Source organism: Hydrogenophaga taeniospiralis (assembly GCF_020510445.1).
Lineage (GTDB): Bacteria > Pseudomonadota > Gammaproteobacteria > Burkholderiales > Burkholderiaceae_C > Hydrogenophaga.
In genome coordinates this window covers 2593319-2606709 of the sequence record NZ_JAHBAG010000001.1, presented here as the reverse complement: position 1 = coordinate 2606709, position 13391 = coordinate 2593319, and the positions used below count along the sequence as shown (strand labels likewise).

Below are 13391 nucleotides of genomic sequence, written 5' to 3'. Positions count from 1 at the left end.
CCCCATGCCATCACCCTCCCCCGCCTCGCCCGCCGAACCATCGGCGCCCGCGCTCGAACTGCGCGACCTCACCCTGGGCTACGACCGCCACCCGGCGGTGCACCACCTGAGCCTGCGCATCGTCCCGGGTTCGCTGGTGGCGCTGGTGGGTCCCAACGGCGCGGGCAAGTCCACCCTGATCAAGGCGCTGGCGGGCCAGTTGAAGCCGCTCAGCGGCGAACTGCGCGGGCCCTCCCGCCAGCGCATCGCCTGGCTGCCCCAACACAGCGAGCTCGACCGCAGCTTCCCGGTGGCCCTGCGCGACATGGTGTCCATGGGCCTGTGGCACCGTGTGGGCGCGCTGGGGCGCTTCAGCGCCGAACACCGGCGGCTGTGCGACGCGGCGCTGGCCTCGGTCGGACTCACCGGTTTCGAGCAGCGCGGCCTGGACACGCTCTCGGGCGGCCAGTTGCAGCGGGCCCTGTTCGCGCGCCTGATCCTGCAGGACGCGCCGGTGGTGCTGCTCGACGAACCCTTCGCCGCGGTGGACAACCGCACCACCGACGACCTGCTCGCCCTGCTGCACCAATGGCACCGGCAGGGCAAGACGGTGGTGGTGGTCCTGCACGACCTGGCGCAGGTGCGGGCGCACTTCCCGCTGACCCTGCTGCTCGCGCGCGAGCTGGTGGCCTGGGGGCCCACGGCGCAGGTGCTCACCGAGCCGCACTGGGCGCGGGCCCGGCGCATGCAGGAGCCGTTTGACGAGGACGCGCCCTTGTGCGAGGCACCGCCCGCCGAGGCCGCGCGACCGCACGCCCACCACCCGGCACAGGAGGTTCGAGCATGAACGACGCCACCACACTCTTCACTGGCTGGGGCCTGTTGCTGGCCAACCCGCTGCTCGGCCCTTTTCTCGAATTCGGCTTCATGCGCCGCGCGCTGCTGGGCTGCCTGGCGCTCTCGCTGAGCGCCGCGCCGGTGGGCGTGTTCCTGATGCTGCGCCGCATGAGCCTGACCGGCGACGCCATGGCCCACGCCATCCTGCCTGGGGCGGCCATCGGCTACCTGGTCAGCGGCCTGTCGCTGGCGGCCATGACCGTCGGCGGCATCGCGGCCGGCCTCACCGTGGCCGTGGGCTCCGGCCTGGTGGCGCGCAACACCGTGCTGCGCGAAGACACCAGCCTGGCCGCGTTCTACCTGCTGTCGCTCGCGCTGGGCGTGCTCATCGTCTCGGTGCGGGGCAACAGCGTGGACCTGCTGCACGTGCTGTTCGGCACCGTGCTCGCGCTGGACGACCCCGCGCTGGCCCTGCTCGGCGGCATCTCGGCCGTGACGCTCGTCTCGCTCGCGCTGCTCTACCGCCCGCTGGTGCTGGAGTGCCTGGACCCGGGCTTCCTGCGCAGCGTGAGCGGCTGGAGTCCGGTGGCGCACTACGGTTTTCTCGCGCTGCTCGTGATCAACCTCGTGGCCGGCTTCCACGCGCTGGGCACGCTGATGGCGGTCGGCATCATGGTGCTGCCCGCGGCCACGGCGCGCTTCTGGGTGCGCCGCATCGGCCCGCTGCTGCTCGGCGCCACCGCAATCGCCCTGCTGGCGAGCCTGGCGGGCCTGCTGATCTCGTACCACGCCGACTGGCCCACCAGCCCGGTCATCGTGCTCAGCCTGGGCACGTGTTACCTCACCTCACTGCTCTTTGCTCCGCACGGTGTGCTGCGCCAGCAGCGCCCCGCTTCCACCCACCTCCGGGCCTGAAAACCCTCCCCCCAAAGGAAACCTCCATGACGCGCACCACCTCCTCCAGCAACCCGCGCCGCGCGGCCCTGATCGCCACCGGCCTGTCGCTCGCCCTGGCGAGCCCCACCCTCTGGGCGCAGGCCACCGCCCCCGTCAAGGCCGTGGCCAGCTTCAGCATCCTCGGCGACCTGGTGCGCCAAGTCGGCGGTGAACGGGTGGCGGTGGAGGTGCTGGTGGGCCCAGGCAGCGACGCCCATGTGTTCCAGCCCACGCCTGCGCAGGCCAAACTGGTCGGCCAGGCGCAGATCGTGTTCTCCAACGGCCTGGGCTTCGAAGGCTGGATGAGCCGTCTGCTGGGCACCGCCGGCTACAAGGGCCGGCACATAGTGGCCAGCCGGGGCATCAAGCCCCTGCACGACGAGGCAGCCGGCGGCCACCCACACACCGGCGGCCACGGCCACGAAGAAGCCGACCCGCACGCCTGGCAGAGCGTTCCCAACGTGATGGTCTACGTGGGCAATATCGCCAAAGGCCTGTGCGAGGCCGACGCCAGCGGTTGCGACAGCTACCAGCGCAACGCCGCGACCTACAACGCAGGACTCAAGGCGCTGGACACCGACATCCGGGCCCTCTGGGCCGCCATCCCGGCCACACAACGCAAGGTGATCACCTCGCACGACGCCTTTGGCTACTACGCCAGCGCCTACGGCGTGAAGTTCCTCGCACCCCAGGGCGTGAGCACCGACAGCGAGGCCTCGGCCAAGGGCGTGGCGCAACTGGTGCGCCAGATCAAGAAGGAACAGATCAAGGCGCTGTTCGTCGAGAGCATTTCCGACCCGCGCCTGATCGCCCAGATCGGCCGTGAAACCGGCGTCAAGCCCGCGGGCGAGCTGTTCTCCGACTCGCTGTCCGACGCCAAGGATCCTGCGCCCAGCTACCTGACCATGATGCGTTTCAACACCACCGCGCTGACACAGGCCGTGCGCGGCGAGTGAGGGCGGCGCCGATACCGGCCCGAACGGGCTCGCTAAACTGGCCCACCCTGCGCCACCCACCGAGCCCACCTTGCCTCTCTCACACCTCTTCCTGGCCCTCGCCGTCGTCTTCGTCTGGGGCACCAATTTCGTGGTGATCCGCTGGGGCCTGGACGGCCTGCCGCCTTTCCTGTTCGCCACGCTGCGCTTCACCTTTTCCGCCCTGCCCTGGCTGTTGTTCATTCCGCGGCCCACCGCGCCCTGGCGCAAGATGGCCGCGTTCGGCGTGCTGCTGGGCGTGGGCCAGTTCGGCCTGCTGTTCCTCGCCATGCGCAGCAGCATCTCGCCCGGGCTGGCCTCGCTGGTGGTGCAGGTGCAGGTGTTTTTCACCATCGGCCTGTCGCTGCTGCTGATGCGCGAACACGTGCGCGGCTACCAGCTCGCCGGTCTGTTGCTGGCGCTGGCCGGGCTGGGCGTGATCGGCCTGCACCTGGACGCGGCCGTGGTCACGCTCGCCGGGCTGGGCATGGTGCTTTCGGCCGCCTTCTTCTGGGCCTGCGCCAACCTGGTGGTGAAGTCGCTCGGGCCGGTGAACATGCTGCACTTCATGGTCTGGAGCAGTGTGTTCGCGGTGCCGCCGCTGTTCGCGCTGTCCTGGCTGCTCGAAGGCCCGCAGCTGATGCAGAGCGCCGTGACGCAAGCGACCCCGCTGGTGTGGGCCAGCGTGCTCTGGCAGGCGCTGGGCAACACGCTCTTTGGCTACGGCCTGTGGAACTGGCTGCTGGCACGCCACCCGGCCGCCACCGTCACGCCGCTGGCCTTGTTGGTGCCGGTGTTCGGCATGGGCGCTTCGGCCCTGTCGCTGGGTGAATCGCTGCCGGGGTGGAAGCTGGGTGCGGCGGCGCTGGTACTGAGTGGACTGGCGGTCATCGTGCTCTGGCCGAGACTGCGGGCGATGCTGGACCAGCGAACGGCGTGATGCTGAAACCGGAGGGACCACACCGTTCGCGTTGAGCTTGTCGAAACGCAGCGTGTGAAATGGCGGCGCCCCGAGAGGGCTTCGACAGGCTCAGCCCGAACGGGGGTGCGATGGCAGGGCTAACCTACTTCGCCAAAGCAGCGAACGTCTTGCGGAACTTCGCCACCTTGGGCGCGGCCACCGCCATGCAATAGCCCTGGTGCGGGTTGCGCTCGAAGAAGTCCTGGTGGTAGTCCTCGGCCGGCCAGTAGTTGGCCAGCGGCGCGAGTTCGGTGACCACCGGGCGGCCGAAGGGGTTGTCGCGCGCGAGTTCGTCCAGCAGCGCCTGGGCGGTCCGCTGCTGCTCGGGCGTGGTGAAGTAGATGCCGCTGCGGTACTGCGTGCCCACATCGTTGCCCTGGCGGTTGGGCGTGGTCGGGTCATGGATCACGAAGAAGATTTCGAGGATCTCGCGCGTGCCGATGACGGCCGGGTCGTACACCAGCTTCACCACCTCGTTGCAGCCGGTGCGCCCGGTGCACACGTCTTCGTAGCTCGGCCGTTCGGCCTGGCCGTTGCTGTAGCCGGACTCGACGTCGGTGATGCCGCGCACTTCCTTGTAGACGGACTCGGTGCACCAGAAGCAGCCGCCGCCGAGCACGAGGGTGGATGGGGTTTCGATGATGACTCCTGCTGCGGGCTCACTCGGTTTGGAGCCACTCGCGCAATTCTCCCAGACGGGCCGTCAACGCGGCGAGCAGGGTCTTTTGATGGATGCCGGCACGGGCCAATCGCGGCACCGTGGTGTCAAAGTGCGTGCGGCGCAGCACGTCGCCCTGGGCGTTGCTCAGGGACAGTGTCCAGGTCGCCTTCTCCAGGTCGCCGGCCTTCTGGCGCTGCAGGTCCAGCGTGAGCGTGGCGGGCCCTTGCCCGCGGTCGCCCATGTCCTGGCGTTGCAGGAAATCGGCGGTCAGGGTTTTCAGCGGCGCGAGTTCGCCGGGCGCCACATCCCCCGTGACCGCCACACTCACAGCGGTGGGGGCCGGCCCGAACAGGTTGGACGACATCACAAAGGCGTCGGTCTGCGAGGCCTTCAGGTGGGCGCGCACGCGCTGCGTGAGCGTGTCCAGGTCGTTGCCCTCGAAGTCGTCGGCGATCGGGTCGAAGCCCAGGGTGTTGTACAGCCGCCCGAACGCGATGTGCGCGTTGGCGTAGGCGTTGGCGCGCTGGTAGGCGCCCAGCACGGCTCGGGCCTGGGTGCGGATCGCTTCGAGTTCACTCTCCAGCTTGGCCGAGACCGAGGCCTTGGTGTAGGCGGCCAGGCGGGTGTCGACCTGCGAGGCCTGGTCGGCCAGCCGGAAGTCTTCCAGCGCCATGCGGTAGCGCTCGGCGCTCACGCGGGTCTGGGTCAGGATGGCCATGGACAGGGCCATGCGCCGGGTCTCGTCGGTCTGCTCCTGGTATTGCTGGGCCTTCTTGAGCGAGGGCAGGGCCACCAGGCGCATCAGGTTCCAGGCCAGGTTCACGCCGCCTTCGCTCCAGCTGTTGTTGTACAGCAGCTTGTTGGAGTCGTGCTGTCGGCCCAGGTTGAGGGTGATGCCGGGCAGCATGCCGAGCATCTGTTTGCGCGCTTCGTCGGCGGTGATGCGTTTCCTGAAGTCTTCTTCCCGCAGCTCGGGGCGCTGCAGCAGCGCCATGTCTTCGAGTTTGGTGATTTCCTTCGGGGCGGCCGGCAGGGTCATTTCGCTGGCCTCGGCGACCTGGAAGTCCACGCCGGGGGGCACGTTCATCAAGGCGGCGAGTTCGCGTTTGGCGAACTCCAGGTCCTGGCGGCGCTGGTTGAGCAGCACGGTGGCGTCGAGCAGGGCGCGCTGGTAGGCCAGGGCCACGCCCGGGGGGATGATCTTCTGGGTCTCGGCTTCGCGCGAGCGCGCCAGCGCCAGCGAGGCTTTTTGGAGCACTTCGTCGGCCTGGGCGTTGAGCCGCTGCGCGCCCAGGGCGCGCCAGTAGGCCGCGCGCACGTCTTGCAGCATGTTCTGCACGACTTTGCGGCGGCGCTCTTCGGAGATCAGGAACTGGTCGCCTTGCTGGCGTGCGCGGTAGTAGGAGACGCCGAAGTCCAGCGCGTTCCAGCTGAATTCGATGCCGCGCAGGGTGCGGGTGCGTTCGTCGGAGGAGGTCGGGCGGGTGGAGACTTCGCCGTCGAGGATGCCGATGCTGGTGCCGCCGGAGTCGTTGTTGCGTGAGCTGTAGCCCGCGCTGGCCACCAGCTGCGGCAGCATGTCGTGGCTGGTGTGCTCGGCCAGGCCCTGGGCCAGGGCGGACTCCATCTTCTTGAGGCGGTAGTCCAGGTTGTATTTGAGGGCCCGGGCCACGGCCTCTTCCATGCTGATGGCCGCGGTGATGGGGGCCTGGCCGCTGTACATCTTGGCGGTGTCGTGTTTGACGCGCTCGCGCACTTCGTCTTGCGTCAAGGCTTTGGGGGCCACGGTGCAGCCGGCCATCACGGCGGCCACGGCCAGGGCCAGCGCGACGCGTGGGCCGGCGGTGTTCGTCGGGGATGTCGTGTTCATGGTGTCGCTTCCGCTGTGCATCAATGGGGGAGTCCGTGCCGGACGGTGGCCCGGGTCAGCGGCCGCTGGCTTTGCCCACGCGCGCTGGCCTCCAGCTGGTTTCTGAATCCGGGGGCGGCCTTGGCCGGCGCCCGGTCTTCGGGCCGCCCAGGGGCCGGGTCGACCGACAGCGCACCGTCCGCGTGCGCTTCGCCCACCGTGGCGCTGGCCACTGGGCGGGCTGGCGCTGCCGGCGGACTGTCCGCCCCGCGCTTCTCGGGGCTGGCCTGAGCGTCCGGTGGCTCGTCCGTGCCCGCCTCGGCCTGCGGTGCGAGGGGCCACGGACCCAGCGGCGCCGAGGCGTTCAACGACACCCAGCGGCCCGCATCCACCACGGCCTGCCGCAGGGCCGACTCCAGCTGCGAGGCCCGCACCGCACGCTGCACGTACAGGCCGTGATCGTCCGTCACCGGCTGGTGGCGCACCGCGCGTTGCACGTGCAAGGACGAAGACACCGAATCACCGGGCGCACCCAGATGGTCCATCGGGTTGTCCCGCGTGGCGCCCAGCAACAGCCCTTCCGGCCACTGCGCGGCAAATTCGGCGTGGACCAGGTCGAGGCCGAACCCGGCCCCCACCGAGGCCATACCGAGGTCTCCCGGGTAGGCCTGGGTCAGTGCGCCGATGGTGTAGGTCAGGGGGGGGTCGGCCGGTGAGAACGGCCACACCGCACCCGGTGCCGGAGGTGGCGACGCGCCCGGGGTCGAGCCGGCAACGGGCGGTGGCAACACCGGCGCAGCGGGCGCCGGGGGCGGCGCGGGTTCGACCGGTTCGGCCCCGCCCGTGGGTGGCTCCGGCGCCGGCGAAGGACGCGGCGTTGGCGACACGGGGTCGTCGGCGACCCCGTTCACCGTGACGCTCACGGTGGCCGTGGCCGTGCCGCCCTGCCCGTCGGTCACGGTGTAGCTGAAGGTGGTGGTGCGGCTCTGGCCCGGCTCCAGGTCGTCGAAGGCGCCGTTGGGGTCGAAGCTCACCAGCCCCGTGGCATCGATGCTGAACAGGCCCCCCGCGCTACCGGGCGTGTGGGTCTGCACCACCGCGCCCAGCGTGTCGCCATCGGCATCGCTGTCGTTGCCCAGCACGTTGCCCAACACGGTGGGCGCCGCGTCTTCGGCCACCACGAACGGATCGTCCGCGGCCACGGGCGCGTCGTTCACATCGCGGAAATCCAGATCGGTCACCAGCGGGACCGCGTTCGACCCGTCGGGCAGCAGGCCCGGAACACCGCCCAGGTTCAGCGTGTCAGTGGTCCGGTTCTCGTCGTTGGCGTCGAATCCGTCGAGCGCATTGCTGCCCTCGAAGATGTCCAGCAGCCCGTCGCCATCGCTGTCGGTGGTGGCCGAGACCGAGACCGGCTGGCCATCGCCGCGCTCGGCCACGTCCTGCAGGCCATCGTTGTCGCTGTCGGCATCCAGGACGTCCACCGCGCCGTCGCTGTCGGTGTCCACCGGCGTCAGGCCTCCGGCCGCGCCGGGGCTGCTTTCGTAGGCGTCGTCCAGGCCGTTGCCATCGCTGTCGGTGCCCGACGGCGCCACGTAGCCGGCGGTGGTCTGCGCCTCCACGTTGTCGGTCACACCGTCGTCGTCGCTGTCCAGGTCCAGCGCCCCGCCAACGGGAATGGCCACCACGCCAAAGACCAGCCCCTGCGGGTCGTTGCCAGCGTAGCTCAGTTGAAGGGCCGCGGCCTCGGGGCTGATCTCAAAGAAGGTGTAGCCGTTGAAGCCCCCGGTGTTGGAGGTGATCACCGTCCCGCTCTGGCCCGGCGTGGTGGATTCCACGCCGTCGAGCAACGCATAGAGGCCGGTGTTGAACACATCGGCGTTGTCCAGCACCACCAGGGTTTCGCTTGAGGTAACGGTCGAGGTTTCGCTACCGCCGCCCTGCCCCGCCAGGCCGATGACGTAGCGGTAGACGTAGCCGTCGGTGCCCAGGGCTTCGGCCGAGGTTCCGAAGTCGATCTCGATCGTGCGCGGGAAGTCACCGATCAAATCCAGATAGGGCGTCGGCATGGTGAGCGACTGCCCATACAGCTCCACGTCGGCGGTGGGCTGCGGTGGCGCCCAGATGCGCCACTGATCGCCGGCGGTGTTGCCGCTCAGCACCGTCACGGTGACACCGCCACCGGGCAGCGCGCCGGGCCCGCTGGGTTCGAGGGGAACGAAGGCCGATCCGGCCTCCAACTGGTCCGACAGGGCCACCGTCGGCGTGATCATCGTCACCTCGGCGTCCTGGTGTTCCGTGGTGTCCAGAAGACCGTCGCCGTCGTCGTCGATGTCCTGCGTGTTGTTCACGCCATCCGCATCGCTGTCGAGCCGGACCAGCACCGTGGCGGTGGTGTTCCCGCCCTGCCCGTCGGACACGGTGTAGGTGAAGCTCTCCGCCTCGGTCACGCCGGGGGCCGCGTCGTAGGACAACGTGCCGTCGGCATGGACGGTGACGGTGCTGCCCGACGACAGCGTCACCGGCGTCTCCACCTCCACGCCAGCGCCGTTGATGTAGCTCAGGTTCAACACGCCGTCGCCGCCATCGCTGTCGTTGGCCAGCACGTCCAGCGAGGTGCTGGTCGGCCCCACGGTGAAGGTGTCATCGCCGGCCAGCGGTGGGGTGGCGTTGACCGGCAGGATGGTCACGTTCACCGAGCCCAGCGCGGTCTCGCCGTCTTCGTTGGTGACCCGGTAGGTGAAGGTGTCGGTCATGGCGGTGGCGCCATCGCCCATGATGGTGACCTGCCCGTTGTCCTCCATCGTCACCGTCATGCCCGAGGGCAAGATGGCGGTGACGCCCGGGCTCATGGGAACGTCCAGGATTTCCGTGATGGTCAGCGAGCCGCCCGACAGGTCGGTGTCGTTGGCGGTCAGGTCCACCGTGACCGGCAGGTTGGCCGCCGTGGTCACCGTGTCGCTCTGCGCGATCACGCCGGTCTGCCCCGAGTCCGCGCGCACGAACAGCCAGGAGTCGAAGTGCGCATCGCCAATGTCGGCGATGCCGATGCGCAGCGTGTTCTCCTGCCCGTACACCACGCTGAAGGTCAGCGGAATGGTGACGGTGAAGCCATTCATCTGCGTGTTGAGCACGCCGGTTGCGTTGTCGACGAACAGCGAGGGGTTGGCGCTCTCGTAGCTGGTCGAGGTGTGTTCGGGGTTGGGGTCGTTGGCGACGTTCGATTCAGGGCTGGTGGGGTTGATGTTGCCCGCGTCGTTGATGGTGTCGATGCCGACCGACAGACCGTTGGGCACCACAGCCTGCTGCACACCGTTGACGTACACGGCCACGGCGTCGCCGAAGGTCGAGTACACGTAGTCGTTGTAGTCCTCCGTGCCGAAGACGATCTCCAGCGTCATCTGGCCGGTGTCACCGGGGCTGGCGCCCGGCGGCACATTCGGCACGAACACGACGTCCAGGAACGACGCGTCGAACGAGCCCTGGCCGCTGGACATGGCATCGAAGATCGGATCGCCGTCCACACCGTCGGGTGCATTCGTGCTGTAGAAATCGTTGTCGTTGGGACCCGCCACGCTGGTGATGTTGTCAGCGGTGGTGAACAGCGCACCGGACGTGAAGCCCAGGATGTTCGGGTCGAAGCTGGCGCCCGAACCGGTGGTGAAGGTGCCGGCCTGGTCCGCGCCACCGCTGTAGGTGGCCGAGACGATGGTCACGCCGTTGCCCAGGATGGTTTCCGCCAGCCCCACGGCGCCCACCGTGCCCACGGGGGTGAGCGTCAGGTCCAGCGCGTGCAGCCAGTTCTGGGGCGCCAGCTCGGCGGTCTCCACCGTGCCCAGCTGCGCCTCCAGCGTCCAGTCGCCGCCCAGCTCGGTATGGCCAGTGGCGTCGGTCGAGGCGGCGACGTCCGCGCCGGTGAGGTCGGCCCACAGCGACAAGGCGGCCTGGCCCTCGGCGCCCGCACCGTAGTCGCAGGCATAGATGAGGATGTCGCCGTCGGGCGACAGGGCCTGCCCGATGGCCAGCAGCTCGTCGTGGTGCAGCCCCTGGATGGCGTCCACGGTCACGGCCCCGCTGCCCAGCGAGAGGCTGCCGCTGTCACCGTGGCTCACGATGTGGATCGCGTCGATGCCGGTGCGCCCGTCCAGCGCGTCGGCGATCTGGCCGATGCCGTCCTCGTCCAGGGTCAACACGATCACCTCGCGCCCCGGCGCGGCGAACGCGGCGGGGTCGGGCACGCGGGCGTCCACGAACACCACTTCCTGGCGCTCGGTGGCATCGGGGGGCGTCGCCAGCGTGTCGTCCGATGGGCCGTCGGTCGATGCGCCGTCGGTGTCGGTGTCACTGGCATCGCCGGACGGCAACGCTTCGCCGTCGGCGGACGGCGCGGGGGATTCGACCGTCTCTGGGGTGTCGGTGCTGGCGGTGGTGGTTTCGGTTTCGATTTCGGCTCCTGCGTCGGCTTCGGTGTCCGGCGCGGCATCGTCATCGGAGGCCGTGGCCGCCGGTGCTGGCACCTCGTTTTCCGCCTCGCTCGGCGCTGGAGCGGGAGCGGGCGATTCCGGTTCCGCCTCCACCGCCGGTTCGGGCGCTTCAGCCGACGCCGACGCCGGCTCCATCACCGTGACGGCCAGTGCCCCGTCAAAAACAATGCGGGGCTCCAGCGCCCAGGGCGTGCTCAGCCGCCGGGGCGGCACGCGCCGCTCCACAGCCGACGTGGCCACGGTGAGCGTGCGTGCCACAGCGCCCTCGGGGGCCGCGCCGAGGCGGCCCGGGCTTTGCGGCCTTTGTGTCTTGCGTGTCTGGTCCATGCGAGTGCCTTTGCGTCGGCTCCAAACCGCCCCATGCAGACCATGGGGTGCGCCAGCGCAGTTTCCCTATCAACATGATGCCCTCGGCCGGCGCATCCGATCCATCCAAAAGACCGTGAAAAAACACCCAACTCCTTGTTTTTGCTCACGAAATGCCGACGCTCCCTCAGCCGCCGGAGAGCGCGGCCGAGGTGTGCCGCACCATGTCCAGAAACGCCAGCAGCGCGGGCTGTTGCCCGCCGTCCTTGGAAAGGCAGTGGGTGTCGTAGGGCAACAGCGGTCGGGCCAGCGGGCGAAACACCACCCCCGGCAGCCCCGCCTGGGCCAGTGCCGCCGGCACCAGCCCGACGCCCAGCCCCTGGCCGATGACCGACACCACGCTCAGCCAGTGCTGCAGCTCCAGCCGCACCTCGGGCTCGTAACCGACGTCGGCGCAGGCCGCCAGGATGCGGTCGTGGTAGTCCGCCGACACCGCCCGCGAGACGATGGCAAACGGCTCGCCCTGCAAACGGTCCAGCGACAGGCTCTGCGCCTGCGCGGCTGGGTGGTGCGCCGGCAGGCAGGCCATGAACGGCTGGCTCGACACCAGGATCTGCGAAAACCCCTTGGGCACCCGCGTGGTGTGCACGAAGCCCACGTCCAGCCGGTCGTGCACCAGGTCGATCAACTGCTCACTGGAACTGAGCTCGCGCAACACCAGCCGCAGGCCGGGGTGGGCCTGGCCAAACGCCTGCAGCATCTGCGGCAAGCCACGGTAGAGCACCGCGCCAGCAAACCCGATCTGCAACTGCCCCGCCAGGCCCTGCGCCACGTCCCGCGCCTGGCGCGCGGCCTCGTTGGCCCCGTCCAGCAGCGCCCGGGCCGCCGGCAAGAACGCCTGCCCCGCCGCCGTCAGCGCCACGCCCCGGCTGTTGCGGGTGAACAGCTGGGCGCCCACCGAGGCCTCCAGCTGCTGGATGTTCATCGACAACGGCGGCTGCGTCATCGCCAGCCGCTGGGCCGCACGGCCAAAGTGCAGCTCTTCGGCGAGCACGGTGAAACAGCGCAGGTGGCGGAATTCCATGGATACAGGTTTTGTATTGATCAATCGGTAATCAATATTAGACAGCTATTCATGTGCCGCCGACAATCGCGAACCACCCTTTCTTGCAACCCGCCCCGGAGACACCCCATGGCCAGCCCCAAAAACACCTTCAGCTGGGAAGACCCCTTCCACCTCAGCGCCCAGCTCAGCGACGACGAGCGCCAGGTGCAGGACGCCGCCCGCGCCTACTGCCAGGAAAAGCTCGCGCCCCGCGTGACCGAAGCCTTCCGCCACGAGAAGACCGACGTGGCCATCTTCCGCGAGATGGGCGAGCTCGGCCTGCTCGGCCCCACCATCCCCGAGCAGTACGGTGGCAGCGGCCTCAACTACGTCTGCTACGGCCTGGTGGCGCGCGAGGTCGAGCGCGTGGACTCCGGCTACCGCAGCATGATGAGCGTGCAGAGCTCGCTGGTGATGGTGCCGATCAACGAGTTCGGCACCGAAGCGCAGAAGCAGAAATACCTGCCCAAGCTCGCCACCGGCGAATGGATCGGCTGCTTTGGCCTGACCGAACCCAACCACGGCAGCGACCCCGGCAGCATGGTCACCCGCGCCAAGAAGGTGGACGGCGGCTACAGCCTCAGCGGCGCCAAGATGTGGATCACCAACAGCCCCATCGCCGACGTGTTCGTGGTCTGGGCCAAAGACGACGGCGGCCAGATCCGCGGCTTCATCCTGGAAAAGGGCTGGAAAGGCCTGAGCGCCCCCGCCATCCACAGCAAAGTCGGCCTGCGCGCCAGCATCACCGGCGAGATCGTGATGGACGAGGTCTTCGTGCCCGAAGAAAACGCCTTCCCCGACGTGCGCGGTTTGAAAGGCCCGTTCACCTGCCTGAACAGCGCGCGCTACGGCATCGCCTGGGGCGCGCTGGGCGCGGCCGAAGACTGCTACTTCCGCGCCCGCCAGTACGTGCTGGACCGCCAGCAGTTCGGCCGCCCCCTGGCCGCCAACCAGCTGATCCAGAAAAAGCTGGCCGACATGCTGACCGAAATCAGCCTGGGCCTGCAAGGCTGCCTGCGCCTGGGCCGCATGAAGGACGAGGGTACGGCGTCGGTGGAACTGACCAGCATCTTGAAGCGCAACAGCTGCGGCAAGTCGCTCGACATCGCCCGCCTGGCGCGCGACATGATGGGCGGCAACGGCATCAGCGACGAATTCGGCGTGGCGCGCCACCTGGTGAACCTAGAGGTGGTGAACACCTACGAAGGCACGCACGATGTGCATGCGCTGATTCTGGGACGGGCGATTACTGGGATTGCGGCGTTTGCGAATTGATTTTTCTGTCGCTCCAGAACATAC

The 13391-nt window shown here is 69.0% G+C and carries 9 protein-coding genes; 5 read left to right on the top strand and 4 right to left on the bottom strand.

Features of this window, described 5'->3' with window-relative positions; genetic code table 11:
• Positions 1-4 precede the first annotated feature (4 nt).
• From aztA to KIH07_RS12565, 4 genes are all read left to right on the top strand, one after another.
• The gene (gene aztA, locus KIH07_RS12580; RefSeq protein WP_226492295.1) at positions 5-826 is read left to right on the top strand and encodes a zinc ABC transporter ATP-binding protein AztA; all 822 of its coding nucleotides are present in this window, start codon (positions 5-7) and stop codon (positions 824-826) included.
• On the top strand, positions 823-1731 hold the full coding sequence (locus tag KIH07_RS12575; RefSeq protein ID WP_226492294.1) for a metal ABC transporter permease: 909 nt from the start codon (positions 823-825) through the stop codon (positions 1729-1731). The genes aztA and KIH07_RS12575 overlap by 4 nt, the downstream gene beginning before the upstream one ends.
• A gap of 26 nt (positions 1732-1757) precedes the next feature.
• Entirely contained in the window at positions 1758-2708 is a 951-nt protein-coding gene (locus tag KIH07_RS12570) for a metal ABC transporter solute-binding protein, Zn/Mn family (protein ID WP_226492293.1), read from the top strand.
• Positions 2709-2778: 70 nt separating this feature from the next.
• Positions 2779-3666 (top strand): EamA family transporter, encoded by an 888-nt coding sequence (locus KIH07_RS12565; protein ID WP_226492292.1) that lies wholly within the window; start codon positions 2779-2781, stop codon positions 3664-3666.
• Positions 3667-3790: 124 nt separating this feature from the next.
• Here the strand turns inward: KIH07_RS12565 and msrA are convergent, their stop codons facing one another.
• The 4 genes from msrA to KIH07_RS12545 all read right to left on the bottom strand — a co-directional run bounded on the left by msrA (position 3791) and on the right by KIH07_RS12545 (position 12071).
• Entirely contained in the window at positions 3791-4306 is a 516-nt protein-coding gene (msrA, locus tag KIH07_RS12560; RefSeq protein ID WP_319004802.1) for a peptide-methionine (S)-S-oxide reductase MsrA, read from the bottom strand.
• Positions 4307-4346: 40 nt separating this feature from the next.
• Entirely contained in the window at positions 4347-6218 is a 1872-nt protein-coding gene (locus KIH07_RS12555) for a TolC family protein (protein ID WP_226492291.1), read from the bottom strand.
• Between the two features lie 20 nt (positions 6219-6238).
• The gene (locus KIH07_RS12550; RefSeq protein WP_226492290.1) at positions 6239-11008 is read right to left on the bottom strand and encodes a DUF4347 domain-containing protein; all 4770 of its coding nucleotides are present in this window, start codon (positions 11006-11008) and stop codon (positions 6239-6241) included.
• Positions 11009-11174: 166 nt separating this feature from the next.
• Positions 11175-12071 carry a LysR family transcriptional regulator gene (locus KIH07_RS12545; protein WP_226492289.1) on the bottom strand — a complete coding sequence of 299 codons (897 nt, stop codon included), beginning with the start codon at positions 12069-12071 and terminating at the stop codon, positions 11175-11177.
• 108 nt (positions 12072-12179) lie between these two features.
• Here KIH07_RS12545 and KIH07_RS12540 point away from each other — a divergent pair, with 108 nt between their 5' ends.
• On the top strand, positions 12180-13367 hold the full coding sequence (locus tag KIH07_RS12540) for an acyl-CoA dehydrogenase (protein ID WP_226492288.1): 1188 nt from the start codon (positions 12180-12182) through the stop codon (positions 13365-13367).
• Positions 13368-13391: the final 24 nt, after the last annotated feature.